Origin of the sequence: Paraburkholderia sp. ZP32-5 (genome assembly GCF_021390495.1) — a bacterium.
Classification (GTDB): Bacteria; Pseudomonadota; Gammaproteobacteria; order Burkholderiales; family Burkholderiaceae; genus Paraburkholderia.
The window spans coordinates 1,042,411-1,066,570 of sequence record NZ_JAJEJP010000001.1 but is presented as its reverse complement, the minus strand read 5'-3'; the positions used below and the strand labels follow the sequence as shown (position 1 = coordinate 1,066,570).

The 24,160-nt window shown below is 60.3% G+C and carries 22 protein-coding genes; 15 read left to right on the top strand and 7 right to left on the bottom strand.

Annotated elements, in window-relative coordinates:
- The first annotated feature begins 135 nt into the window (after positions 1 to 135).
- The 3 genes from L0U82_RS04500 to L0U82_RS04490 all read left to right on the top strand — a co-directional run bounded on the left by L0U82_RS04500 (position 136) and on the right by L0U82_RS04490 (position 2,057).
- A complete protein-coding gene (locus L0U82_RS04500) occupies positions 136 to 738 on the top strand; it encodes a DUF1326 domain-containing protein (protein WP_233828778.1) in 603 nt (200 codons plus the stop codon).
- Positions 735 to 1,532, top strand: a complete 798-nt coding sequence (locus L0U82_RS04495; protein WP_233828777.1) for a DUF2182 domain-containing protein — start codon at positions 735 to 737, stop codon at positions 1,530 to 1,532. Before L0U82_RS04500 ends, L0U82_RS04495 begins: the two co-directional genes overlap by 4 nt.
- A 108-nt stretch (positions 1,533 to 1,640) precedes the next feature.
- Positions 1,641 to 2,057 (top strand): hypothetical protein, encoded by a 417-nt coding sequence (locus tag L0U82_RS04490; RefSeq protein WP_233833114.1) that lies wholly within the window; start codon positions 1,641 to 1,643, stop codon positions 2,055 to 2,057.
- 58 nt (positions 2,058 to 2,115) lie between these two features.
- Here the strand turns inward: L0U82_RS04490 and L0U82_RS04485 are convergent, their stop codons facing one another.
- Positions 2,116 to 3,003 carry a LysR family transcriptional regulator gene (locus L0U82_RS04485; RefSeq protein ID WP_233828776.1) on the bottom strand — a complete coding sequence of 296 codons (888 nt, stop codon included), beginning with the start codon at positions 3,001 to 3,003 and terminating at the stop codon, positions 2,116 to 2,118.
- A 278-nt stretch (positions 3,004 to 3,281) separates the two neighbouring features.
- On the opposite strand from L0U82_RS04485, the gene L0U82_RS04480 reads away from it, so the two are divergent.
- The 4 genes from L0U82_RS04480 to L0U82_RS04465 all read left to right on the top strand — a co-directional run bounded on the left by L0U82_RS04480 (position 3,282) and on the right by L0U82_RS04465 (position 6,703).
- The gene (locus L0U82_RS04480) at positions 3,282 to 3,590 is read left to right on the top strand and encodes a non-heme iron oxygenase ferredoxin subunit (protein ID WP_326489710.1); all 309 of its coding nucleotides are present in this window, start codon (positions 3,282 to 3,284) and stop codon (positions 3,588 to 3,590) included.
- Positions 3,591 to 3,623: 33 nt separating this feature from the next.
- Positions 3,624 to 4,841 (top strand): NAD(P)/FAD-dependent oxidoreductase, encoded by a 1,218-nt coding sequence (locus L0U82_RS04475; protein ID WP_233828775.1) that lies wholly within the window; start codon positions 3,624 to 3,626, stop codon positions 4,839 to 4,841.
- Positions 4,842 to 4,925: 84 nt separating this feature from the next.
- Positions 4,926 to 6,206 carry an aromatic ring-hydroxylating dioxygenase subunit alpha gene (locus tag L0U82_RS04470; protein ID WP_233828773.1) on the top strand — a complete coding sequence of 427 codons (1,281 nt, stop codon included), beginning with the start codon at positions 4,926 to 4,928 and terminating at the stop codon, positions 6,204 to 6,206.
- Positions 6,203 to 6,703 carry an aromatic-ring-hydroxylating dioxygenase subunit beta gene (locus tag L0U82_RS04465; RefSeq protein WP_233828772.1) on the top strand — a complete coding sequence of 167 codons (501 nt, stop codon included), beginning with the start codon at positions 6,203 to 6,205 and terminating at the stop codon, positions 6,701 to 6,703. The genes L0U82_RS04470 and L0U82_RS04465 overlap by 4 nt, the downstream gene beginning before the upstream one ends.
- Before the next feature lie 127 nt (positions 6,704 to 6,830).
- Here L0U82_RS04465 and L0U82_RS04460 read toward each other — a convergent pair whose 3' ends face one another.
- Positions 6,831 to 8,501 carry an ankyrin repeat domain-containing protein gene (locus L0U82_RS04460; protein ID WP_233828771.1) on the bottom strand — a complete coding sequence of 557 codons (1,671 nt, stop codon included), beginning with the start codon at positions 8,499 to 8,501 and terminating at the stop codon, positions 6,831 to 6,833.
- A 659-nt stretch (positions 8,502 to 9,160) separates the two neighbouring features.
- On the opposite strand from L0U82_RS04460, the gene L0U82_RS04455 reads away from it, so the two are divergent.
- Positions 9,161 to 9,853 (top strand): phosphatase PAP2 family protein, encoded by a 693-nt coding sequence (locus L0U82_RS04455; protein WP_233828770.1) that lies wholly within the window; start codon positions 9,161 to 9,163, stop codon positions 9,851 to 9,853.
- Between the two features lie 94 nt (positions 9,854 to 9,947).
- On the opposite strand, the gene L0U82_RS04450 is transcribed toward L0U82_RS04455, so the two are convergent.
- Positions 9,948 to 10,805 (bottom strand): LysR family transcriptional regulator, encoded by an 858-nt coding sequence (locus L0U82_RS04450; RefSeq protein WP_233828769.1) that lies wholly within the window; start codon positions 10,803 to 10,805, stop codon positions 9,948 to 9,950.
- Positions 10,806 to 10,958: 153 nt separating this feature from the next.
- Between L0U82_RS04450 and L0U82_RS04445 the strand changes: the two genes are divergently transcribed.
- Positions 10,959 to 12,404 (top strand): MFS transporter, encoded by a 1,446-nt coding sequence (locus L0U82_RS04445; protein WP_233828768.1) that lies wholly within the window; start codon positions 10,959 to 10,961, stop codon positions 12,402 to 12,404.
- Positions 12,405 to 12,418: 14 nt separating this feature from the next.
- Here L0U82_RS04445 and L0U82_RS04440 read toward each other — a convergent pair whose 3' ends face one another.
- On the bottom strand, positions 12,419 to 13,390 hold the full coding sequence (locus L0U82_RS04440) for a LysR family transcriptional regulator (RefSeq protein WP_233828767.1): 972 nt from the start codon (positions 13,388 to 13,390) through the stop codon (positions 12,419 to 12,421).
- A gap of 135 nt (positions 13,391 to 13,525) precedes the next feature.
- On the opposite strand from L0U82_RS04440, the gene L0U82_RS04435 reads away from it, so the two are divergent.
- Together L0U82_RS04435 and L0U82_RS04430 are read left to right on the top strand one after the other, a co-directional pair.
- Positions 13,526 to 15,820 carry an NADP-dependent malic enzyme gene (locus tag L0U82_RS04435; RefSeq protein ID WP_233828765.1) on the top strand — a complete coding sequence of 765 codons (2,295 nt, stop codon included), beginning with the start codon at positions 13,526 to 13,528 and terminating at the stop codon, positions 15,818 to 15,820.
- A 48-nt stretch (positions 15,821 to 15,868) separates the two neighbouring features.
- Positions 15,869 to 16,198, top strand: a complete 330-nt coding sequence (locus L0U82_RS04430) for a cupin domain-containing protein (protein ID WP_233828763.1) — start codon at positions 15,869 to 15,871, stop codon at positions 16,196 to 16,198.
- A gap of 463 nt (positions 16,199 to 16,661) precedes the next feature.
- Here the strand turns inward: L0U82_RS04430 and L0U82_RS04425 are convergent, their stop codons facing one another.
- The 3 genes from L0U82_RS04425 to L0U82_RS04415 all read right to left on the bottom strand — a co-directional run bounded on the left by L0U82_RS04425 (position 16,662) and on the right by L0U82_RS04415 (position 20,752).
- Positions 16,662 to 18,752 carry a phosphocholine-specific phospholipase C gene (locus tag L0U82_RS04425; RefSeq protein ID WP_233828761.1) on the bottom strand — a complete coding sequence of 697 codons (2,091 nt, stop codon included), beginning with the start codon at positions 18,750 to 18,752 and terminating at the stop codon, positions 16,662 to 16,664.
- 468 nt (positions 18,753 to 19,220) lie between these two features.
- On the bottom strand, positions 19,221 to 19,619 hold the full coding sequence (locus L0U82_RS04420; RefSeq protein WP_233828759.1) for a VOC family protein: 399 nt from the start codon (positions 19,617 to 19,619) through the stop codon (positions 19,221 to 19,223).
- 161 nt (positions 19,620 to 19,780) lie between these two features.
- The gene (locus L0U82_RS04415; RefSeq protein WP_233828757.1) at positions 19,781 to 20,752 is read right to left on the bottom strand and encodes an AraC family transcriptional regulator; all 972 of its coding nucleotides are present in this window, start codon (positions 20,750 to 20,752) and stop codon (positions 19,781 to 19,783) included.
- A gap of 94 nt (positions 20,753 to 20,846) precedes the next feature.
- Here L0U82_RS04415 and L0U82_RS04410 point away from each other — a divergent pair, with 94 nt between their 5' ends.
- The 4 genes from L0U82_RS04410 to L0U82_RS04395 all read left to right on the top strand — a co-directional run bounded on the left by L0U82_RS04410 (position 20,847) and on the right by L0U82_RS04395 (position 24,119).
- Entirely contained in the window at positions 20,847 to 21,680 is an 834-nt protein-coding gene (locus L0U82_RS04410) for an oxidoreductase (RefSeq protein WP_233828755.1), read from the top strand.
- Positions 21,681 to 21,916: 236 nt separating this feature from the next.
- Positions 21,917 to 22,648: a transporter substrate-binding domain-containing protein gene (locus L0U82_RS04405; RefSeq protein WP_233828752.1), complete on the top strand. Its 732-nt coding sequence runs from the start codon at positions 21,917 to 21,919 to the stop codon at positions 22,646 to 22,648.
- A gap of 45 nt (positions 22,649 to 22,693) precedes the next feature.
- Positions 22,694 to 23,137 carry a GNAT family N-acetyltransferase gene (locus L0U82_RS04400; protein WP_233828750.1) on the top strand — a complete coding sequence of 148 codons (444 nt, stop codon included), beginning with the start codon at positions 22,694 to 22,696 and terminating at the stop codon, positions 23,135 to 23,137.
- 184 nt (positions 23,138 to 23,321) lie between these two features.
- Positions 23,322 to 24,119, top strand: coding sequence for an alpha/beta fold hydrolase (locus L0U82_RS04395; protein ID WP_233828748.1), 798 nt, complete (start codon positions 23,322 to 23,324; stop codon positions 24,117 to 24,119).
- The last annotated feature ends 41 nt before the right edge of the window (positions 24,120 to 24,160 follow it).

The following is a 24,160-nucleotide window of genomic DNA, read 5'->3' as shown; positions in this document are numbered from 1 at the left end:
CAATACCCTCTGTACAAGCTGCTTCATTCATTTTCCGCGCCCGGAACGCTTTGAATGTTGATCGTCCGGCGTCTACAACAGGAGAGTGTCCGGCGCTGTTGTTCGCGCCGGCTTCAACCGGTAGCGGAGGCGCAAATGAGCTATCAACTGATGGGCAGCATCCTCGAAGTGTGCGAATGCAAAGTGCTATGTCCGTGCTGGATTGGAGAAGATCCCGATAACGGTATTTGCCGCAGCGCGCTTGCTTACCACTACGAGCAAGGCACGATCGACGGCGTCGATGTATCGGGCCTGACGATCGCGTTCGCGGCATTCATCCCCGGCAATGTGCTAAAGGGTGGCTGGCGCGTCGCGATGTTCGTCGACGAGCGCGCCAGCGATGCGCAATTCAATGCGCTGGTGAGCGTGTACCGTGGCGAGCACGGCGGTCCGCTCGCGGATCTCGTGCAGTTGATCGGCGAAGTCGTGTCCGTCGAACGTGCTCCAATCGAATACTCGGTGATCGACGGCAAGGGCCGGATGAAAGTCGGCGCGGCCATCGAGGCCGACCTGGAGCCCTATCGCGGCCCGACCGGCGAGCCGACCAAGCTGGTCGAAAGCATCTTTTCGACGATACCGGGGTCGCCCGCCTTCATCGGCAAAGCCAACAGCTTTCGCCTGCAACACGACAAGCTCGGCCTCGATCTCGCCTTGAGCGGACATAACGCCATTCAGGGATCGTTCAGCTTCGTGTCGTGAAAACGCTCGCACGCTCGCGGCTGTTCGCGCCGCTTTTCGTCGCGTTGACCGCCAGCGCGTGGGTTGCGCTATGGGCGTGGGACACGGGTCCGTACGCGCGCTATCTGCGTCATGTGAGCTGGACTGACGTGCCGCTCATCGGCGCGCTATGCGGCGGATTACCTGGCGCGAGCATCGCGCTCGCAGCGTTGCTGCACAGCGTTGCGTGGCTCTTGATGATCGCGGCGATGATGCTGCCGACCGCGTTCCCGCTGCTCGATATGTTCAGACGCATGACCAGCGCGCGCGAAAACCGCTGGACGCTACTGGCATTTCTGATCGCAGGTTATGCCACCGCATGGGTGTTGTTCGGCCTCATCGCGCACGGTGTCGATGCCGCACTCCACCGTTTCGCGGACCAATCGCCCGTATGGGTGTCTCACGGCTGGCTGATAGGCGCGGCGAGTGTCGCGCTTGCAGGTGCCTATCAGTTCAGCAGCCTCAAGCATCGCTGTCTCGACAAATGCCGCTCGCCGATGATGTTCATCACCGGGTATTGGCGCGGCAGGAACGCACGCCGCGAGAGCTTTCGACTCGGCATCGGCCACGGCGCTTTCTGCATCGGCTGCTGTTGGGCGTTGATGCTGCTGATGTTCACGCTCGGCACAGGCAGCATCGGCTGGATGCTGGCGCTAGGTGCGATTATGGCGGTCGAGAAGAATTTCAGCTGGGGCAAGTCGATCGGCAAGCCGCTCGGTATTGCGTTGATGATGTGGTCCGCGTGGATCATCGTTCAGAATGTCCGTATCGGCTGAGTCATGCGAATACACACGCCAATTCATCGAGTCAGCCTATAGTTATCCGGTACATCGAATGTCACGCGGAAAAGCGCCCGGCGGTGCGATTAAGAGAGGACCTTGATGATATCCAGCGAATGGAAGCGCCGATGGAGGTTGTTCATCCAGCGTTTCTGGCAGCCCGTCAGCGCATGCATGACCTGCATGCCCGGCAGTTGGGCCAATATCGCCAGCATCGTGCATTGGACGATTGCCTTGCGCACGGGTTTATTGACGGCGCTTCTGGCGGTATTGCTCACGTTCACGCCCGCGGCGAAATTCTACGAACACCGCTACGGAAATGCGCTGATTGTCGGCGTGCTAACGGCGATCGGCGATGCTTACTCTCACCCGAGCCACTATCATTTCCCGTACGTGGAGCACATCGCGACGGGCGCGGTATCCGCTGCCATCACACTGGTTGCGTCATATCTACTGGAAAACAAGGCAAAACGTCTTCGCGCGGTGTGGACGCGGTTCTCAGGAGCGGCGAAATCTCATTAGCCGCTCATTAGCCAACTACTTCGGCCAATAGCTCACTTCAGCATCGGCACTATCAGTTTCAATCACTTACCACCAGCGCGTCATACAACTTGCGCACATGCGGGGCGAAGTTCTCCTGCGCGCGCGAGATCAGTTTCAGCTCACGCTTCGCCCATTGTTCGTCGAGTCGGACCACGGAAAACGGCAGCGTGTCGCGCAGACGACGCGTGGTCAATTCAGGCACGATCGATACGCCGACGCCCGCCGCCACCATATGACAGACCGCCTCGAAGGTTTCGACCTGTGTGCGCACCTGAATGCTCTGGCCGAGCAGCAGCGCGGTCTTCGACACGTATTGCTGGTGCGATGCGTGTTCGTGCAAACCGATGTAATTCCACTCCAGCACCTGATGAAAACGAATCGTATGCTCGCGGGCAAGCGCATGATCGTTCGGCACGATGACGACGAACCGGTCGTCGCGAAACGGCCGCACTTCGAGTTTCCGGGTGTTCACCAGTCCGACGATGATGCCGAGATCCGCGCTGCCTTCGTCGATTCCGCGCACAGTTTCGGGACTCGTGTGTTCCTCGACGTCGACGTTGATATTGGGGTTATCCGCGAGGAAGCGCGCGAGCAACGCGGGCAGGAATTCGTGGATCGCATTGGTGTTGGCGAGAAGCCGGACGTTACCTCGCAAGCCGTCGCCGAACTGGGACAGATCGTGACGTAGCTTCGCGGATTCCCGCAACATCGTGATCGTGTATTGCAGAAACACGTCGCCGGCCGGCGTCAGTTCGACACCTCGGCTATGACGCGACAGCAGCGGCGCGCCGACCGACTCCTCCAGCGCGCGAATGCGCGAACTCGCCGCGGCGACGGCAATCGGCAGGCTTTCCGCGGCTTTGGTGATGTTTCCACGCGCAGCGATAGCCGCGAACAGCCTCAAATCGGTCAAATCGAAACGCATGCAGTCTCCATCGTATTGCCCGCCCGCTTCGCCGCGGCGGCCACGAATCCCCGAATCGAGCCGACGTTACCACACGACGCGGCCCACCGTATCCGCCGCGCGCGCTGCGTTCGCGAACGGCGAACGCTCCATCAAGGAAATAGTGACACGGCCCGTAACCGGCTCGCTCAGAATACGGACCGCCGACGCATAACGTCGCCAATGCTGAACCGAAGCATTCCTGTCCGGGGCGATACCGATATCGCCAGCCTGGTACTCACTTTGAGGAGACTGATCTGATGGCATGGAAACCGCTGGCACTCGTTGCCGAAGTCCCCGCCGGCACCGTCAAGGCGTGCCGTATCGAGAACATTCCGGTTGCTCTGTACAACCTCGACGGCGAATTCTTCGCCACCCACGATATCTGCACGCATGCGCACGCCTGCCTGTCGGACGGCTACCTCGAAGACGGCACGGTCGAATGTCCGCTGCACCAGGGCGTATTCGACATCCGCACGGGCAAGGCCGTGTCGGGGCCGGTCGATGTCGACCTGCAGACCTTCGCGGTACGCGTAGACGGCGATGAGGTGCTCGTCGATGTCGAATGATCTTTCGCGCGGCTTCGCGTGCGGAGTGAGCGCATGAGCAGGCGAACCGTGATCGTCGGCGCGGGACAGGCCGGCGCGAGAACGGCCGCCGCCCTGCGCAAACTCGACGCATCCGCCGAGATCCTGCTGCTCGGCGAAGAGTCGGAGTTGCCCTACGAGCGGCCGCCGTTGTCGAAGGAAGTGCTGAACGGCGCTTCGCCGTCGAAAACGACGATGTTTCAGCGCGACTGGTATGACGAACAGCGGGTCGCCCTGCGACTCGGTGTGAAAGTCGCCAGCATCGACAGCGCTGCGAAGCAGATCTCGCTCGCCGACGGCGAGCCGCTTGCCTACGACGATCTCGTGCTGGCGACCGGCGTGCGGCCGAGGCCGCTGACGGTGCCGGGCGCGGCGCTCGACGGCGTGCTGATGCTGCGCAACGTCGGCGACAGCGTGAACCTGTCCGCGCGTCTGACGGCCGGCGCGAAGGTCGTCGTGATCGGCGGCGGCTTTCTCGGACTCGAAATCGCCGCGACGGCGGTGGCGCGCGATTGCTCCGTCACCGTGCTCGAAACCGGCAACGGCTTGCTGCCGCGGATTTTCGGCGGCTTTCTCGGCACGTATCTGTTGGACCTGCATCGCTCGCATCAGGTCGATGTGCGCGCCGGCGTGACGGTTGCCGCGCTCGAAGGCAATACGGCCGTCGAGGCAGTCCGCCTGGGTGACGGCAGCCTGCTCGCCGCCGATGTCGTAGTGGTGGCAATCGGCGCGGTAGCGAACGACGAACTGGCCCGCGAGGCCGGCGCCGAATGCGCTGACGGCGTGCTGGTCGACGCCGAGGCACGCACCTCGCTGCCGTCGATCTACGCCGTTGGCGACGTCGCGCGGCAACGCACGCACTGGCTCGGCGAAGCCATCCGCGTCGAGTCCTGGGAAAATGCCGAAGTTCAGGCACAGGCCGCCGCGAACGCGATCGCCGGCAACGCCCCCAGCGCCGCCGCCGTGCCGTGGTTCTGGACCGACCAATACGACCGCAACATCCAGATGCTCGGCGGCCGCGTAGCGAACGACGTCGTCGTGATGCGGGCAGACGCCGGCGCGTCGTCATGGTGCGCGTTCTTCGTCGCCGATAACGTGATTCGCGGCGCCGTGCTGGTGAACGCGGGACGCGAGCGTCGCAACATCAAACGATTGATCGATACACAGCAACGCGTGGACCACACCGAACTCGGCGATACGGCGCGGCCGCTAACCGGCCTCGCGCGCGGCTGAACCTTAGCTCAACCGTCGGAGAATCCGCGTGCATCGCGCGCGGCTCCAACCTCGCATTGCATTCCTATTTTGTGGAGATGAAACATGGAGAGCGAAATCAAATGGGCTCCGCGCGCCACCGCCGAGACCGGCGATAGCGCCACGCGCGAATACGTATGGCCTGAGGAGGGCTGCTCGCGCATTCCGTTCTGGGTCTATACGGACGAGGAAATCTTCCGTCGCGAACAGGAGCGGATCTTCCGTGGGCCGAACTGGCACTACGTCGCGCTCGAATGCGAAATTCCGAACCCGGGCGATTTCAAGCGCAGCTTCGTCGGCGATCTGCCGATCGTCGTGGTACGCGATACCGACGGCAGCGTCAACGCATTCGCCAACAGCTGCGCGCATCGCGGCGTGGCGTTCTGCCAGGAAGAGCACGGCAACGCGAAGTCGTTCACCTGCCCGTATCACCACTGGAGTTATGACCTGAAGGGCAACGTCACCGGCCTGCCGTTCCGTCGTGGCTACAAGGGCAAGGGCGGCATGCCGAAGGACTTCAATCTGAACGAGCATCGCGCGCAGCCGCTCGTGGTGAACGTGCGCAACGGGACGATCTTCGCGTCGTTCGACGCGAGCGTCGAGTCGTTCGAAGAGTATCTCGGCCCGCGGATGCTGGGGTATTTCGATCGCGTGTTCGACGGCCGCAAGCTGGAACTGCTCGGCTACATGCGTCAGCGGATCGACGGCAACTGGAAGTTCATGTTCGAGAACCTGAAGGACCCGTATCACGCGAGTCTGCTGCACGTCTTCTTCGTCACGTTCGGCCTGTTCCGGATGGACGCGGAGTCGGCGATCGAGATGGACGAAACTGGACGTCACTGCGCGATGGTCAACCGTCGCGGCGGCAAGCTCGACGAAGTGGCCGCGCACGAAATGCGGGCGACGCTGCGCAGCGACATGCAACTGAAGGACACGCGCGTGCTCGACCTGATCCGCGAATATCCGGGCGACGTGACCGCGGTGATGTCGACGATCTGGCCGAATCTGATCATCCAGCAGCAATCGAACACGCTCGCGATGCGCCATCTGGTGCCGCGCGGACCGGACAGCCACGACCTGCACTGGACGTTCTTCGGCTACGCGGACGATACGCCTGAAATGCGCGCGCATCGGATCCGCCAGGCCAACCTGATGGGCCCGGCGGGCTTCGTGTCGGTCGACGACAGCGAAGTGATGGTGATGTCGCAGGAAGGCGTGATGCCCTACAGCGATCGCGCCGGCGTCGCGGAAATGGCCGGACGCACGGTCGAGGATCACGACCATACGATTACCGAGGTGGCCGTACGCGGCCTGCACCAACACTACCGCAAGGTGATGGGACTATGAGCACGTTGACTCAACAACCCGTGCAAACCGTTTCGGCGGACGTACGCTTTGGCATCATGGATCTGTACGCGGCGTACACGGCCGCGCTCGACGAAGCCCGCTACAAGGACTGGGCCGAGTGCTTTACCGCGAACGCCGAGTATCGGCTGACCACGAAGGAAAACCACGAGCGCGGGCTGCCGATCGGCATCATTTACTGCGACGGCAAGGGCATGATCGAAGACCGCGCGTTCACGACGTCGGAAACGACGATCGCGCAGCCGCGCTCGCTGCGGCACATCGTCAGCGGCATGTCGATCAAGGCCGATGGTGATGGCTATATCGTCGGCTCGGAATTTCTGATCCTGCAGACGATGCTCGACCGGATGACGGAAATCGTGATGTCGGGGCGTTACATCGATCGCGTCGTGCTCGATGGAGACCGCCTGCTGTTCGCGAGCCGCATTTGCGTGACCGATACGCTGCTGTACCCGACTTCGGTGGTAGCGCCGGTTTAAGGTTTAAGTTTTTAGGCTGAAACTGACGGGGCGGCGCCGGTAGTTGGGCGCCACTCCGTCAGCGATTCTCCAACGCTGATTGGAGGCTCCTGTTCTGTTCTGCCACCGCTCTTCCGAATGCGAAGAACTATGGTCGACTCGCTGCACCGCTCCCCTGCACTCCTTCGACCAGCACCTCCGTCACCTCGCCGGAAAAGCTCATACGCCGGCCGTCGATCAACACGCGATCTTCATGCTCGGGATCGCGCTCCGCTTTCGGCACCCCATGCCGGATCAGCACGCGAGCACAGCCGGCCCAATCGGGGCTCCCCGCGACTGACGGCTCGTTCTGCGACGCCCAGGCCAAGGTGCCGAGCGCATCGGAGCCGAAGCCTTGCGTTTCGCGCCAGCTCGCTCCGTGCTCCAGCAAAAACGCGGTCAGATCGACATCGCCGCGAAACACCGAGTGATTGAGCGCGGTTGCGTCCCAATCTCCGCCGCGTACGTCCAGCGGCCAGCCGAGTTCGACCATCGTCTTCACCGCGGCAGTCGATCCCCATGCCGCGGCGTCGGGAAGCAGACGTAGCCGATCGCCCGGTAGAGCGCGGGGCAAGTCAGGATGTTCTGTCTGAATGCGCCGCGCCTGCTTGGCATCAGCGAGTGCACATGCCGACACGAACTGCTCCGCGGCCGTCAGCGTTTCCTCGGCACCGGCGGCACGCAGTTGAGCCGCAATCTCCACAAGACCGACCTGCATCGCGAGCCGATACGCGCTCACGCCAGCCGCGGTGCTGGCCTTCACATCCGCTCCGGCCGCGATCAGCGCGGCAATATGATGTGGCGACCTGTGCAGCGCGATAGCGCGCAGCAGTGGCGTGCCCCAAACTTTCAGGCCTTCGGGAGACGATTCGTTCGCATTGCCGCCATGGCCAAGCAATAGTTCGAGAGCGGTCGCGTCGGGCATATCGAGCGCACGCCATAACGCGTTCGACCCCGTCACCCGCGCGCCGTGCTGCAACAATAATCTCGTGCAGTCCGGGTTTTCGAGCGAGTGATAAAGCGACTCACCGTCGTTCGGCTCCGCGCCGGCATTCAACAGCATTTCGGTAAGCGCCGGATCACGAACGACACCCGCCGCGCCGTAAAGCGTCGACAGCGGCTCGGTCATATCAGGCGCCGATAAAGAGGCAGGCGGCAGCCGACTGCCGATCTGCTGATTCGGATCGGCCCCGGCATCGACGAGCGCACGCGCGCATTCACGCAGGCGCGCGGCGAATTCGGGGATCTGCACGAGGCTCGAGTGAGTGACCGCGACGAGAGGCGGCAAACGTAGCGCTCCACCGGGCTGATTGACCCAGCCAGGATCCGCCGCGATCGCGCGGGACATCGTCTTCCAGTACCCCGCGGCGCAGGCCACGTACGGGTCGCGCTCGACCAGATCCGGATGATCGAGCAATAACTTCACCGCGACGCGCGGTCGCGACGCGGCATAGGTGCCCGTCACATCCGCGCCATAGACGAGGCCCAACCAGCGTCGGATCAACGCGGCCTGTTCGCGATGCGCAAAAGCGCTTGCATCGGCATAGGCGGTCAGATCCGCCCACGAAACGAATCCGTACTCGCGCGCAATGCAGGACTGAGCGTCGTGCAGACGCAGAGCAAGTGCCTTGACGTCCTCAACGGTACGATGCGCGGCGGCGGGAAGATACTGAATGAAGCGCGCGATGGCGGTGGCGTTGCCGGCTCGATAAAGCCGTAACAGCTCTTTCGCCTGCTTCTTCAGATGATCGGGATGGGCCTGGGCAGGCAGCTTTTTCATACGGATCCTCGTGCATTCAGTGGCCGAAGGTCCGCAACACTGCCAGCACAAAGGATGGAGGGCGTTCTGATTCGCTACGACAGGTGGGTTCAACCCTTTCCGCGGACCCGGTAGCGGCCTGCACCGCTAACCGGGATGCTATGCGACCGCACATCGATGCGTCAACCCGCGTGGATAAAGACACATCAGCCCCTGGATCAGCTATGCCCCGTTTGCTGTTCAGTTCCGGCGGAGCGATCCGGCCTATTGCACTAAAGCGTTAAATCGTGGCACGCGGGACCTCTCGAAACAATAAGACACGTGGCATTCAGGCTGGTCAATCAGACTTCGGTCCGACAGGTGTCAGTATCGAACGGACACCTTCAGCAAACCTTCAGATTCCGTGCATAGAGTGTTTACTCAGAAAGCTGGACTCGATAATTGCATGGCTGCTTAGCCGAAACCACGACAAATCAAATCAGCAGACGTCGGACATTGTGTTGCACTTCCTGCTCCGTATTCATCCATTGTGTCGGGCAGAACAGCGAACGGTCACGGCGCGCTCGGGATAAACATCTGATTTTTTCACAGCAACTGCTCGACTGCATTGAGCGTGACGAGTTCCTCAGGTTCTCGTCGATGGGCCACGCGGATTGCAGCCGGCGACGGTGGAAAGAAAAATGAATGGATTTGATTCGTCTATCGAAACATATCTGTCCAACCTCCATTTCGGTCATTTCTCGACGCAATCCATACAAGCCATCGCCGGCCTGTACATCTGCAAAGGCCTCGTTCTGGTTCCCGTGCTGTGGTGGATGTGGTTCCAGCAGGACGAACGTCGTGAATGGCGCAGAGAAATGATCGTCGCGACACTTTTCAGCGGACTCGTGGCGCTTTTCGTCGCAAGACTGCTGGCTCATTGGTTGCCCTTCAGAGTGCGCCCGCTCTATAGCACCGAGCTCCATCTGCAGTTCGCAAATCAGTCAACCGCGGGTGTCGGGTTGGCGAATTGGAGTTCGTTCCCGAGCGATCACGCCATGCTATGGATGGCGATCGCCACCGGCATCTTCCTCGTGGAGCGGCGTATTGGTGTGCTGGCGATTCTCTATACCGCGCTGTTCATTTGCCTTCCGCGCGCCTATCTCGGCTTTCACTATCCGACCGATTTGCTGGTGGGCACCGTGCTGGGAATCGCGATCACGTTGATCATGACGTGCGATGTGATCCGCGTGCGCTATGCAGCCCCGTTGCTACGATGGATCGACCGCTACCCTTCTCCGTCCGCGATGCTGGGCTTTATTCTGTGCATTCAGCTCGTCACGCAGTTCGATGAGGTGCGTAGTCTGGCGAGCGCTGTGTTCAAACATCTGTGAGCTGGCGTTGCGGCACTGCCTGCGTCGTAGTAAGAGCAAAGCGAGAGCAAAAGCAGTACATGCCCGCCATTTCATCATCGTCGAAATCCGACATTTATTGCATCGCCGGCCGATGCTCACGAAATGCCGCGGCAATAGTCCGCAAGGTCTCGCGCGACTTGGCATCCGACAGACTCGAATGCAGCACGATCTCCGACGAAGGAAGCGCAGGCAGGCCCAGCGCCGCGCCGACTTCAACGAGACCGAGCGGCGCGACCCGATGCGCGAACGCTCCGACGCCGAGCCCGGCCGACACCGCAGCGGTAACAGCCGCCGTGCCGCCACCTATGAATACATCGACCCAGGCAATTCCCACCGCGTCCAGCTTACGCGTCGCCACGCTGCGTATTCCGCACGATGCCGACAGCGAAGCGAGCCGCAGCGGTCCGCCTTCCCGATGTACGAAGGCGGGCGATGCAAACCAACCCAGCGGCTCCAGCGCGAGCACCTCGCCGTTGCGACGGTCATCCTCACGCCGCAGGATCGCAGCGTCGAGCTTGCCTAGCTCGAACGCGTCGAGCAATTCGCGAGACGATTCGATCCGTACTTCGATCAGCAACGTGGGATCGTAGGCGTGCAGCCGTGCGAGCAGCACCGGCAGATCAGGACCGGCAACATGGTCGCTGATACCGAGCGCAAAGCGCCGCGTCGTACCCGATAGTTCAGCGACGGCGCGCTCGTGCGCCGCGACGAACTCGCGTGCAGCCTCAAGAAACGAGGCACCGCGCGACGACAACCGCACCAGCCGCGGCGTGCGTTCGATCAGCTTGTGGCCCAGGCGCTCCTCCAACCGCTTCAGCTTCATGCTGATCGCAGCCTGCGTCGTGTCCATGGCCTCCGCGGCGCGCGTAAAGCTCTGAAAATCCGCGACGAGCGTGAAGGCTCGCACCGCGTCGACATCGAGCGTTGCCATCTCATTCATCTCCGATTGTTATCGCTGATATGTTCATACATCCCGTTGAGTTATGGAAAATGATATCGCATAGTCGTCTTCATCGATCAACGGGTCGGCCGATTTCGATTCCGATTCCGACGTCCCGCATCCATCCGGCGAACGACGACATCCATGAGCACACTCGACAACGCACACCCGCATTCTTCACACGACACGCACACGGCCGACCCACGACGCTGGCTCGCGCTACCCATCCTATTGATGGGGGCATTCCTTCCTATCCTCGACTTCAACGTTGTGAACCTCGCACTCCCGTCGATCAGGAAGGACCTCGGCGCCACGTCCGCGGAGATCGAATTCATCATCTCGGCGTATGCGGCGACCTACGCGGTTTTTCTGATCACGGGCGGCCGGCTCGGCGATCTGTTCGGCCGCAAGCGCATGTTCGTGTATGGCGTCGCCGGCTTCACACTCGCGTCGGTTTTGTGCGGACTCGCACCGTCCGCTACTGCGCTCGTCGCGGCGCGTATCCTGCAGGGCCTGACCGCAACCGTGATGGCCCCTCAGGTACTGGCCTCCATCCGCGTGTTGTTCCCCGCATCAGAACAGGGACGCGCGCTCGCGCTCTATGGCGCCACGTTTGGCCTCGGCAACATCTGCGGCCAGATACTCGGGGGCGCGCTCGTATCGTTCCATCGATTCGGACTCACCTGGCAGGCCATCTTTCTTATCAACGTGCCGATCGGCCTCGTCGCATTCGTCGGCGCCCTTCTATTTCTGAGCGACTCGCGAGCCGAGCACGCACGACGTCTCGACCTTGGCGGCGTCGTGCTGCTTTCGGTTGCCTTGGGTCTACTGGTCTATCCGCTCGTCGAAGGAAGAGAAACCGGCTGGCCGATATGGATTGTCGCGATGCTCGTCGCGGCGCCGTTTGCTTTTGCGCTATTTGTGCGCTTCGAAACTCGTCTGGCCGCGACGGGCGGTTCGCCTCTGGTCGAATTCGCGCTCTTTCGCGAGGCGGGTTTCGGGGTCGGCATCGCGATGGCTTTCGCGTTGTATATGCTGTCGTCGTTCTATCTGACGTTCTCCGTGTACCTTCAAGGAGGCCTGCTGCTCTCGCCACTTCAAGCAGGACTGGCGACGTTGCCCTTCGCGATTGCCTATTTCCTGGCGTCTCTCGCCTCCGCTCAGGTCATGGCGCGGCTCGGCAAGTTCGCACTGACGGTTGGCTTCGCGCTGCAGGTACTGGGGTTTGGTGTCGTGCTCCTCGCGGCGGCGGGAATGCTGGCGAATAGCCTCGATATCGGTCTCGCCATTGCCGGGCTGGGATTTGGCACGGTCATGCCGTCGGTCATCAAGGCCGTGATCGGCGGCGTTGCGCCGAAGCACGCGGGGCTCGCTTCCGGCATTGTCATCTCGACGTTTCAGATCGCTTCGGCGCTCGGTGTTGCGCTTATCGGCGGCGTGTTCTATAGCGAGCTGGGGGCGGGGCGCGGAGCAACTGCGTTCGGTCACGCGTTTGCCGTCGCGCTCGGCTGCAATGTCGTGTTGCTGGCCGTAGGCGGAGTACTTTCGTTATTTCTGCCCGATCAGCCGCGCGCGCTCAGACATAGCTAAGGCCAACGTCGGTCTTAATCCCGCGTCTCAGCGTAGGTTTCCGCGCATATCTGGCGCAACGATTCGACGAACAGATTCTGTGCCGCCGAGTGCGGCCCTTCCGAGCGGGTAAACATTGCAATAGGCGGAAGCGTCCATTCGAACGAGTAAGGCACGATGGCGACACCGGCGATTCGAACCAGTTCTTCGGCGATATCGGCAGGAACGATCGACACGGCCTCTTCGCTAGAAGCAATCATTTCACCGATGAGCTTGGACGAATAGCTCTCCACTATCGGCACCGGCGGCGCCGTGCCCGCGGCGAGAAACAGGTCAACCACCTGTTCTCTCATCGGTGTGTGAGGTGCGCCGAGAATCCAGTCGAGCGTCAGCAGTCTGTACCAATCCAGCTTCATACGCGCCAGTTTTGCCGCGAGGCGCCGGCTCGCGATTAATCGCGGACGCTGCCGGTACAGAACTTCGAAGCGGGTCCGGCTCAGATCTACCGATGACGACGCCCGTCCAATCACTACATCGACGACATGGTCCCGCAATTGCAGCAACAGTTGATCGCTGGTGCCCTCGTGGATGGTCACCGTCACTCGCCGCCCCATGCTGGCGTGCACCCGATTCAATGCGCCCGCGAGAAGCTGGCCGGAAATGAACGGAATCACGCCGATATGCAGGTGCGCCGCGTGCCCGACGGCAACGGCCTCCATGTCGCGCGCAAGATGATCGAGATCGTGGATCATCGCGCGTGCCCTTTCGAGCACAACCGAACCGAGTGCGGTCGGCAGCATGCCACGCGACGAGCGCTCGAAGAGCGGCATGCCGAACATGCTTTCCAGTTCCGCCAACGCATTCGTTACCGCCGGCTGACTGCTGGCCATTTGTTGCGCGACACGCGTCAGCGAACCGTGCTGCTCGATCTGCAGCAACAGCACGAGGTGCCGCATCTTCAGACGCGAGCTGAGGCGCCTGACCATATCGTTCGACTCGAGCGTCATTGACGTTCAGCGACCATTACCAAAAAGTGATGGGGCGATACTAAAACAAAATAGGCCGCTTATGGCGTTTGTCTAGAATCGTCTCAACCAATCGCGTCGGGGCGGGCTCGGCGCATTTCACCGAGAGCACAGGACATGAGGCAGACAGATACCGACCAGCAAGCCGCATTCGACTATCACGAGTTTCCCACGCCGGGGAAGCTGTCGGTCGTCGCCAGCAAGCCTCTCGTCACCCAGCGCGATTTGTCGCTCGCTTATACGCCGGGCGTGGCCAGCGTCTGCGAGGCGATTGCAACGGACCCGATGCAGGCGCATCGGTTTACCGGGCGCGGCAACCTGGTCGGTGTCATCACCAACGGCACCTCCGTGCTTGGCCTGGGAAACATTGGCCCATTGGCCTCGAAGCCGGTGATGGAAGGCAAAGCCGTGCTGTTCAAGAAGTTCGCCGGCATCGATGTGTTCGACATCGAGATCAACGAAACCGACCCGGACAAGCTCGTTGACATCATCGCGGGCCTCGAACCCACGTTCGGCGGCATCAATCTCGAAGATATCAAGGCGCCGGAATGCTTTATCGTCGAGCGCAAATTGCGCGAGCGCATGAAGATTCCCGTATTCCACGACGATCAGCATGGCACGGCGATCACAGTATCGGCGGCGTTTATCAATGGCCTGAAAGTGGTGGGCAAAGCCATCACCGAGGTCAAGGTGGTGACTTCGGGTGCGGGCGCGGCGGCCCTGGCCTGTCTCGACTTGCTGGTCGATCTGGGCCTGCCGGTGGAAAACATCTGGGCCACCGACATCGAAGGCGTGGTCTACCGCGGCCGCGCCGCGTTGATGGACCCGGACAAGGCGCGCTTCGCGCAGGAAACCGATGCACGCACACTGGCCGAAGTGATCGAAGGCGCGGATGTGTTCCTTGGGCTGTCGGTCGGCGGCATTCTGAGCGCCGACATGCTGAAGACGATGGGTCCGCGTCCGCTGATTCTGGCGCTGGCCAATCCGACACCGGAGATCTTTCCGGAACTCGCTCACGCGACGCGCGACGATGTCGTCATTGCCACGGGGCGCTCGGACTATCCGAATCAGGTCAACAACGTACTGTGCTTTCCGTATATCTTCCGCGGCGCAATGGATGTCGGCGCAACCACGATCACGCGCGAAATGGAGATCGCCGCGGTGCATGCCATCGGCGGTCTCGCGGAAGAAGAGCAAAGCGATGTGGTCGCGGCCGCGTATGGCGTCTATGACGTGAAATTTGGCCCGCAATACCTGATACCCAAGCCCTTCGACCCACGCCTGATTACCCGGATTGCGCCGGCGGTCGCGAAAGCGGCCATGGAAGGCGGCGTGGCGACGCGTCCGCTGCCGGACCTGGCCGCTTATGTCGAGCAGTTGCAGCAGTTCGTGTATCACTCTGGTGCGTTCATGAAGCCGCTGTTTTCGACCGCGAAGCAACTCGTGCGCGACGGCGGCAAAGCACGCATCGTCTTCACCGAGGGCGAGGAAGAGCGCGTGCTGCGCGCTGTGCAGGTACTCGTCGACGAAAAGCTGGCGCGACCGATTCTGGTTGGACGCCCGGAAGTGCTGCTGGCACGCATCGAGCGATTCGGCTTGCGGCTCAAGCTCGGTCAGGACGTGGAAGTGACCAACCCCGAATACGACGAACGCTTCCCGCAGTACTGGACGACGTATTGGGAATTGATGTGCCGTGACGGCATTTCCAAAGAGATGGCGCGTGTCGAGATGCGCCGCCGCCTGACCTTGATCGGCGCGATGATGGTGCGGCTTGGCGACGCCGACGGCATGATCTGCGGCACGGTAGGCGCTTATCACGACCATTTGCGATTCGTCGATCAGGTCATCGGCAAGAAACACGGAGCGAATACCTACGCGGCGATGAACATTCTGCTGCTCGACGAGCGCACCGTGGCGCTGGTCGATACTCACATCAACGACGATCCGAGCGCCGAACAGATTGCCGAGTTCACGATCAGCGCAGCCAGACAGATGAAATGGCTGAACCTGACGCCCAAGGCCGCCCTGCTTTCACGCTCGAACTTCGGCTCAGGCGGCGCCGCTTCGGGGGTCAAAATGCGCGCGGCACTGAAGCTCGTCAGGGAGCAGGCACCGGAACTCGAAGTCGACGGAGAAATGCACGGCGACTGCGCATTGGATGAATCACTGCGTGAGCGCGTGCTGCCGACTTCGCCGCTCAAAGGCGACGCCAATCTGCTGGTCTGCCCGAACGTGGACTCCGGGAACATTGCCTACAACCTGCTGAAGACCGGTGCCGGCAGCAATGTCGCAGTGGGACCGTTCCTGCTCGGTGTCAACGCACCGGTGAACATCCTGACGTCCAGCTCGACGGTGCGACGGATCATCAATATGGCCGCGTTGACCGTGATCGAAGCCAATCGCGCGCTGTAGTACTTTGGCAGGTCGTTACAGTAAGGCGACGCCTAACAGGAGACGCAAATGAACGACGAGGACATTCCTCTCGCAAACAGCAAGGTACTCTATAAAACGCTGCTGGTAGAGGACGACTACGCCGTATCGCAGACCACCGTGCTTCCGGGGGGCGAAACGGAATGGCACCACCACACGAATGTGCGAGACCGATTCGTCGTCGTGCGAGGCGTGTTGACTGTTGAAACGAAGATCGGCGAGCGGGTCGACAGAACGCAAGTCGATGATCATCACACGGTCGAACCCGGTGTCATTCATCACGTCAGGAATGAGACAGGTGATACCGTGGTGTACATCAACGTTCAGTCCGGGGGTGAGCGCGACATCGTGATCGCTTGAAGGGGAATCGGGGCAGGCGGAAAACGCTACGGTTGGTTGTAACGCAGTGGTCGGCTATGGAGGCGGCCGCTATACGCCAGCAACAGATTCGCGATGATGTAACCCTTCTCTGCCGAACTACATCATCGCGACGGCTATGCGTTTTCTTTCATGGGTGGCGTTCGCAATCTCAGCGTAACGCGCTCAGGCGAACGCGCCACGCCACCCAATTCACGTTACGTATTACCGCATCGAAACGACTTGGCTACGGTCGAAGCCCCTGCGGGCGCCGAGGCCCCAGAGGGTGCCGAAGCTCCGTTGGACACCGACGCCGCGCTGTTGGACGACCCTCCGCCACATGCACTGAGCAGCAAGGCAAAAAGTACTGAGAGAACCAGCGTGGCGATGCTGGATTTACTGGAAATCATCGTTTTCATATCCTGTCATGTGTCGGGACGTAAAGGCCCATTTCGGTAGTGACGGCTCAGGCGTGGAAGCTGAGTGTCGGATCGCTCATGCCAGGCTTGCCGGTTTCGACATGGCCCGCGAAACGGCGCACGAACGACGGGTCGAGACTCGATGTGACGATGAGGTCATACCAGCTGGAGCTGGCCGCGAGTGTGACCAGTTTCTGCGACGTCTGGCCGGATGCGACCGTCAAGGTCTGTGCTGCCTGCCCATAGCTGTTGTCTGAAATGGTGAATGTGCAAGGCTGTGCAGACGCGTTGGTCAGATTCAGCTCGATATCACCCTGCGTGACTTCGTAGCACGCCGTCACCTCCTGTTGCGTGACGCCCAAGCCGCCACCCGCGAAACGACGCAGGAAGCCGTTCGGCGCAACGACGGTCAGATCGTGCGACACACCGCTCGTCGGCGCCCATGTCCATGTATCGGTGATCGATGTGTTGACATCGACGGTGTAGCGCTTGACCGATGTCGGTGCGATGCCCGAATAGACGTGAAACACCACGGCGGTCTTGCCGGTATTGATGAGCTTCAGTTGGATGATGTTCGCATTCGAAATCACCGTTGCATCGGCAAACAACTCGTACGGCGCCGCGCGCAACTGGCGTACGCCTGCTTCCTGAACCGGCATGCTCTGAATGGTTGGCGGGTTGACCGTTGCAAGACCGGCCTCCGAATCGGCCAGCGCGCTCAGGCCCTCGGCGGACGGCACTGAAACCGGCGATGTATTCGGATTGGAGAAGTCGAACGCCGAAGTCAGATCGCCCGCGATTGCACGACGCCACGTCGTGATATTCGGCTCATGAACGCCGAAGCGTTTCTCGAGAAAGCGGATCACCGACGTGTGGTCGAACACTTCTGAACACGTCCATGCGCCCTTCGACCACGGGGAAATCACGAACATCGGTACGCGCGCACCCATGCCCACCGGTCCCGGTACGAACGTCGGATAGTTGGGGCTCGATACGAACAGTTCATTCGTCGTGTCGATGTTCGACAGGCCATCGGCGTTTGTGACCGGCGGCACCGGAGCGACGCAATGATCAAAGAAGCCGTCGTTCTCGTCGTACATGATGAAGAACACGGTCTTTGCCCAGACTGCCGGATTCGACGTCAGTGCATCGAGCACCGCTGCAATATAGGTCGCGCCGTCCGCCGGTGTGTATACCGGATGTTCGGAACAGAGTGCCGGCGGCATCAGCCAGGACACCTGCGCGAGTTGATTAGACTGAACATCGGCGACGAGCTGCGCATACGTGCGTTTGGCGAGCACGTTGGCCAGAGGTGAATCCGCCGGAGCATCGAAGATGTTCTGGAAAAAACGCATTGCGTTGTAGTTGTTCGGGAAGTCGAGGTCTCCCATCACAGTCGGCGTCAGCGCAGTCTTGAACGGCTCGCTGCCATCTCCCACCGAGCCCTGATACACATTCCACGACACGCCGGCGTTTTGCAGGCGTTCGACATAGGTCGTCCAGAGCAGCGGAATGCCGTTGACCGGCTTGTTGTCGAGCAGCGGACCATTGCCTGTCGAGCCGATGTCGAGCATGCCGGTAAACAGGTGCATACGGTTGGTGTTCGTCGCACCGAGCGCCGAACTGAAGTACTGGTCGCACACGGTGAACGAGTCGGCCAACTGGAAATGAAACGGCAAATCGTTGCGGGTGAAGTGCACCATCGTCTTCGTGCCCTTCGCCGCAACCCAGTTGTCCCAGCGACCGTTATTCCACATTTGATGTGCATCAGGCCACGCATGAGCAAGGCCGGTCATCGACAGCGAGCGGGTTGTTTCGCTGTCGGCATGGAACGGCAGGATAAACGCGCCCGTCGTGCCATTCTTCTGGTGAAAGATCGACTGCTGGCCGTCTGTCGGCAATGTCGCCTTGTCATTGAAACCGCGGACCCCTCCGAGCGTGCCGAAGTAATGATTGAACGAACGGTTTTCCTGCATCAGGATCACGACGTGCTCGACGTCCTGAATAGTGCCCGTCCCCGATGCGGCGGGAATGGCAAGTGCTCGTTGAATGCTGAGCGGAAGTGCGGAGAGCGCGGCAGATGCGCCTAACGTCTCGACACTTCGTTTAATAAATTCGCGACGGCTTATGTTCGGCATGTGTTCGTTCTTCGAGAATGCGCACGCGACCGCAGTCGCGTGGCATAGCCACGTGACTGTGAAATCAGATGTGCGGTGTATACAGATGGAAACGCACCGCTCTCCAATAGAACAATGGAGGCGGTGGTATATGACGGCGCGGAATACAGGCGATGGCCGTACTTCGGTGAAGTCTATTGATCGATGGTGAAAATACGGTGTCAACCGATAATTGACAAAGACTGAGTGGCATCAGTCTTTATTTTGATCGGTGAATATGCGTATCGACTCTACAAACTACGTATTCTTACTCACGTTGCTCTCACTCCGAAGTCGAGCAAATAAAGTACTCAATGCGCCAATATTTTCATCACCGCCCCAACAAGGTGCAGTCGAAGAACACTACGGGTTCGCGTCACTCGCCTCTGTCACATTGAATGGCAGTTCTGGTTGTGGAATTCGGATATTCAATTGTGCTGCTAGTAGACTCTATTCGGAGGCTGCGTGACAAACGGCCTCCACTCGATTCCCAGCCGGGTCGAATAGAAACGCGGCATAGTAGTCTGGATGGTAGTGCGACCGCAGGCCTGGCTCACCATCAGAGCGACCTCCCGCGGCAAGGCCTTTTGTGAAAAACGCATCCACCTGTTCGCGAGAAGATGCCTTGAAGCACCAATGCCGTTTGTTGTCGTCGATCCCGCTGCGATCCAGATAGACCGCCAGATATGTCGAGGCCGTGTCATCCGCCGTGCACCGTTCACCATACCCAAGCGCATCGGCGTGATCATAGACTTTCGTTGCGCCGAGTGCCGTCATGATCGAGTCGTAGAACGGGCGCGCTGCCTGAATGTCGGGAACACCGATCGAAACGTGATCGAGAAGCTGCATGAGTCGATTCCTTGAAGTTATTTGGTGCTTTGCCCTGTGGCTATTCGTTGATTGAGAGCTGATCGCCAAGCTATGTGTGCTTGTGTTAGTTAACGCATGATCAGAGTAAGCGGAACCTGACGACGAATCCGTGGAGTTCTATAAGAGCGTACAGCACGACTTCAGTGCGACGACACATAAGCCGAATCGGCGAATACCGGTGGAATCGCAAAGCTCTCGCGCAGACGCCTCGCCTCCGCGGCCGGCGTCAAACCAAACAAGCGCCTGAATTCCCTGCTGAACTGCGATGGGCTCGTATAACCCACAGCGTGTCCCGCCGCCTCCGCGGTCAGCTCGTTGCGCACCATCAACAGACGAGCCTGATGGAGGCGCGTCGACTTCACGTACTGCATCGGCGACACCTGCGTAATTGCCTTGAAGTGACTGTGGAAACTCGGAATGCTCATACCCGCTTCGTCGGCCAGTTGCCTGACGTCGAGAGGCTCTGCATAGCTTGCATGAATCAGGCGCAGTGAGCGGCCTATCTGGCCGAATTGTCCGCGCATCGCCAACGCCTCGCGCAATGCGCTTCCCTGGGCTCCGGTGAGCACACGGAAATACAGTTCACGCAGCAGCCCGTCACCCAGCACGGCAGCTTCGAGCGGCCGATGCATTGCCTCCAGAAAGCGCAGCACGGACGCCTGCATCGCGTCATCCATCGGCGTCGACATCATGCTCCGAGGTGCCGGCGCGCGCTCCTCGATGTCCTCACGGTCGATCCGCTCCGCAAGCTCGGCGGCCAGCGCGAAATCGAGGTGCAGATACAGCGCGAGCAGCGGATGCTCGTCAGTTGCGTCGGTCTCCATGCTGAACGGCACTGGTACGGAGACGGCCAGGTAGTGACGCTCGTCGTAAAGGTACAACTGGTCGCCGAAATAACCCCGCTTGCGGCCCTGACAAACGATCACGATACCGGGGTCGTACAGAACGGGCGTGCGCGACAGAGCCCGGTTCGAACGCAAGATGCGCACGCTCGGTAATGCTGTCAGGTTGTAGCCCTCGTCGGGCGCCAACGCGCGCAGCAGCGCAACCATGCGTTTCTGGCTGCGAGAAGATAACGCTGAAGGTTGGGCCGAAGCGCGTGTCGTGCTCATAGTTTTATGCAAGAAAATCAGCGGAATTCGGCTTAATTTGCCGATCTCGGAAGATTAGTATGCACTCTCCAATCGATATTCGGGAGAAGCTTTGATGGCATCCAGCAAAACTCTGCTCATCACCGGCGTCAGCAGCGGCTTTGGCCGCGCGCTCGCACAGGAAGCGCTGGCGGTGGGTCATAAGGTCGTCGGTACGGTGAGAAGTGCCGAGGCGAAGCGTGAATTTGAGTCCTTATCCGCGAATGCCGCATGGGGACGTGTGCTCGACGTGACGAACTTCGACGCGATCGACGGCGTCGTGGCGGAAATCGAGGTCAACGTCGGACCCATCGACGTGCTGGTCAACAATGCCGGCTACGGCCACGAGGGCATCATGGAGGAATCGCCGCTCGCGGAAATGCGACGGCAGTTCGATGTGAATGTATTCGGCGCGGTCGCGATGATGAAGGCCGTGCTGCCCTTCATGCGCAAGCGCCGCCGCGGCCACATTCTGAATATCACATCGATGGGCGGCTATATCACGATGCCGGGAATCACTTATTACTGCGGCAGCAAGTTTGCACTGGAGGGTATCTCAGAGGCACTCGGCAAAGAGGTCGGGCCCTTCGGTATTGCCGTGACGGCCGTGGCGCCGGGCTCGTTTCGCACTGACTGGGCAGGTCGTTCGATGACGCGAACCCCTCGCTCGATTGCGGATTACGACGATATGTTCCATCCGATTCGCCAGGCTCGCGAGGAGAAAAGCGGCAAGCAGTTGGGAGATCCGCGAAAAGCGGCGCGCGCGATGCTGGCCGCTATCGCGGCGGACCATCCGCCCGCGCATCTTTTGCTCGGTAGTGATGCGCTCGGGTTGGTTCGCGACAAGTTGTCGGCGTTGAATGCGCAGATCGATGCGTGGGAGACGGTCACTGTTTCGACGGATGGGTGATGAGCGTCGACGCGAAAAGAACGTCTCGTTCGAGTCAATGACCTGCATCGCCGGGCAGCACGCGCGTATAAGGTCCTGGTTGCGTCTGTTCCGGGATCGGCCCTGCCCGCCGGCATATCAGGCTGATCAACAAACGACAAAGTGCAGCCAACACGCGACGTGCATGCATGCCGGTAGAATCACCAGCAATCGGCTGCGCAGATTCGATGGCCGTTCCTATTTGACGAGACACGATCATGAAGGTAACGATTGCGTACATCGAAGAGCCGCCGTTCGGCTGGACGGAAGCGGATCACACCGCTACCGGTGCGGACATCGATCTGGCCAACGAGGTTCTTCGGGCAATCGGTGTCACCCAAATCGAACATCGGCTGACGACGTTCAGCGAATTGCTGCCTGGCGTCGCAGCGGGCCACTGGGACATGAATGTTCCACTGTTCGTTACGCCTGAACGCGCCAATCTGGTTGCGTTCAGCGTACCCGTATGGGCGATGGGAGACGGGTTCCTGGTTCGGGCCGGCAATCCGAAAGCGCTCGACAGCTACGCGTCATGCGCCCAACGTGACGACGCACGCGTTGGAATCATCGCGGGACAGGTGCAGCACGACTCGGCGAAAGCGTCGGGCGTGAGTGATGATCAGATCGTCATCTTCGAACAGCAGGCCGATGCTATCGAAGCGGTTCGCTCGGGAGTAATCGATGCGTATGCGAGCACTGCGCTGGGAAACCGGATACTGGCGAATCGTATCGGCAGTTCGATGCTTGAGGCCGTAGAGCATCGGCCTGGAGCGAATGACAGGCCGTTGAAGCCGCCGCCCGGTGCGTTCTCGTTCAGCAGAGAAAACAGCGATCTGCTCAACGCGGTCAACGCTCAACTTCGTTTATATCTTGGGTCGCCGGATCATCGCGCTCGCATGGCGAAGTTCGGCTTGACGGGCAATGAGATTGATCCGGCGCTTGCCTGTTGAGTGTGCGCCCCGACATTGAAGGCGACCACCAGGGAATAGTCACCTATGAATCCGGGCTTCGCTGCCACAAATCCATCCGATGCCGACGCCCTCGTCGACATTCGCATTGCCGCGATGCGCGAGAGTCTGGAACACATTGGACGCTTTGACGCACAACGCGCTCGCGAGCGCTTTCTGGCATCGTTCGATCCTTCGCAATGTCGATTCATCGAGATCGATGGCGTTCGCGTGGGCTTCATCCAGGTTTGCCCTCGCGAAGATCACTGGCTTCTGGATCATTTTTATATCCTGCCGGACCATCAGGGAAAGGGCATTGGCGCAGCAGTCTTACTGGATGTACTCAAAGATGCCGACGCTCATCATATGGAGATCCGCTTAGGCGCATTGCGCGGTAGCGATTCAAACCGCTTTTATCAACGGCATGGCTTCGCGAAGTGTGCTGAAGCCGAATGGGATATCTATTACGTTCGCAAGCCAGTCGAATGCTGAAGCCGTGAGCGAGCGCGAAATCCCCTGTGGCTTTTCACTGATAGCAAACGAATAGCCCGCGCTGCGCCCACCCATTGACCCGCCCTCACTCGATTGATACGATGCCCTCACTTTCAAAACGCCCTCCCGGTTCACGCCGGGAGGGCGTTTCGTTTTGGTTCCCCCATCTGAATGGAACCTTGAAATGAAAGCAACCGTTGAAGTCCGTCGCGGATCCGACACTAGCCTCGGATATGTGCAATACGGCAATGGCCCCATTCGCGTGCTGGTCATGCATGACTGGCTCGGCGACCACTCCAGCTACGATGCGCTGATCCCCTGGCTCGACGACCGCGCATTCACATACGTTTTCGTCGATTTGCGCGGCTACGGTCTATCCATCGAACTGGCCGGCGAATTCACGATAGAAGAGATGGCCGCCGATTGCCTGATGCTCGCCGATCAGCTCGGCTGGACGCGCTTCCATGTAATCGGCCACTCGATGACCGGAATGATCACGCAGCGCATGGCCGCGGACGCTCCGTCTCGCATCGCGAGCGCGATCGCCGTGTGTCCCGTTTCCGCCGCTGGAAATCGGCTAAGCCCGGACGCCCGGGCTTTCTTCGACAGCACGATAGAAGACGACGACGCCCTTCGCCGCCTGTTCAAGTTCGTCACCGGAGGTCTTTCCGACACGTGGGCAGATCGCAAGGTACGACAAAGCCGCGATACGGTCGCATTCACCTGCAGGAGCAGATACCTCGACATGCTGACCACCGCTAACTTTGTCGATGACGTTCGAGGCCTTCAAACACCGTATCTGGTCATCGTCGGCGATAAGGATCCGGGGCTTGATTCAGAGGCAATGAAGCGGACCTTTCTCGCGTGGCATCTGAACGCGGAACTGCACGTTATCTCTAACTGCGGTCATTACCCGATGCAGGAATGTCCGCCGTATTTCGCAACCGTTGTCGAAGGTTTTCTGAAGCGCGACGTCGTTTGATTAGCGTGGCCGAAAAAAAGCCGGTCCCATACACCAAGGGA

Excerpts from the sequence above, each read along its gene's own strand:
- L0U82_RS04410 (WP_233828755.1), top strand. The coding sequence starts at position 20,847 with ATGGCATCCAGCAAAACTCTGCTCATCACCGGCGTCAGCAGCGGCTTT.
- L0U82_RS04465 (WP_233828772.1), top strand. The coding sequence starts at position 6,203 with ATGAGCACGTTGACTCAACAACCCGTGCAAACCGTTTCGGCGGACGTA.
- L0U82_RS04470 (WP_233828773.1), top strand. The coding sequence starts at position 4,926 with ATGGAGAGCGAAATCAAATGGGCTCCGCGCGCCACCGCCGAGACCGGC.
- L0U82_RS04405 (WP_233828752.1), top strand. The coding sequence starts at position 21,917 with ATGAAGGTAACGATTGCGTACATCGAAGAGCCGCCGTTCGGCTGGACG.
- L0U82_RS04450 (WP_233828769.1), bottom strand. The coding sequence starts at position 10,805 with ATGGCAACGCTCGATGTCGACGCGGTGCGAGCCTTCACGCTCGTCGCG.
- L0U82_RS04480 (WP_326489710.1), top strand. The coding sequence starts at position 3,282 with ATGGCATGGAAACCGCTGGCACTCGTTGCCGAAGTCCCCGCCGGCACC.
- L0U82_RS04415 (WP_233828757.1), bottom strand. The coding sequence starts at position 20,752 with ATGAGCACGACACGCGCTTCGGCCCAACCTTCAGCGTTATCTTCTCGC.
- L0U82_RS04455 (WP_233828770.1), top strand. The coding sequence starts at position 9,161 with ATGAATGGATTTGATTCGTCTATCGAAACATATCTGTCCAACCTCCAT.
- L0U82_RS04395 (WP_233828748.1), top strand. The coding sequence starts at position 23,322 with ATGAAAGCAACCGTTGAAGTCCGTCGCGGATCCGACACTAGCCTCGGA.
- L0U82_RS04445 (WP_233828768.1), top strand. The coding sequence starts at position 10,959 with ATGAGCACACTCGACAACGCACACCCGCATTCTTCACACGACACGCAC.
- L0U82_RS04500 (WP_233828778.1), top strand. The coding sequence starts at position 136 with ATGAGCTATCAACTGATGGGCAGCATCCTCGAAGTGTGCGAATGCAAA.
- L0U82_RS04475 (WP_233828775.1), top strand. The coding sequence starts at position 3,624 with ATGAGCAGGCGAACCGTGATCGTCGGCGCGGGACAGGCCGGCGCGAGA.
- L0U82_RS04485 (WP_233828776.1), bottom strand. The coding sequence starts at position 3,003 with ATGCGTTTCGATTTGACCGATTTGAGGCTGTTCGCGGCTATCGCTGCG.
- L0U82_RS04460 (WP_233828771.1), bottom strand. The coding sequence starts at position 8,501 with ATGAAAAAGCTGCCTGCCCAGGCCCATCCCGATCATCTGAAGAAGCAG.
- L0U82_RS04435 (WP_233828765.1), top strand. The coding sequence starts at position 13,526 with ATGAGGCAGACAGATACCGACCAGCAAGCCGCATTCGACTATCACGAG.
- L0U82_RS04420 (WP_233828759.1), bottom strand. The coding sequence starts at position 19,619 with ATGCAGCTTCTCGATCACGTTTCGATCGGTGTTCCCGACATTCAGGCA.
- L0U82_RS04425 (WP_233828761.1), bottom strand. The coding sequence starts at position 18,752 with ATGCCGAACATAAGCCGTCGCGAATTTATTAAACGAAGTGTCGAGACG.
- L0U82_RS04440 (WP_233828767.1), bottom strand. The coding sequence starts at position 13,390 with ATGACGCTCGAGTCGAACGATATGGTCAGGCGCCTCAGCTCGCGTCTG.
- L0U82_RS04430 (WP_233828763.1), top strand. The coding sequence starts at position 15,869 with ATGAACGACGAGGACATTCCTCTCGCAAACAGCAAGGTACTCTATAAA.
- L0U82_RS04400 (WP_233828750.1), top strand. The coding sequence starts at position 22,694 with ATGAATCCGGGCTTCGCTGCCACAAATCCATCCGATGCCGACGCCCTC.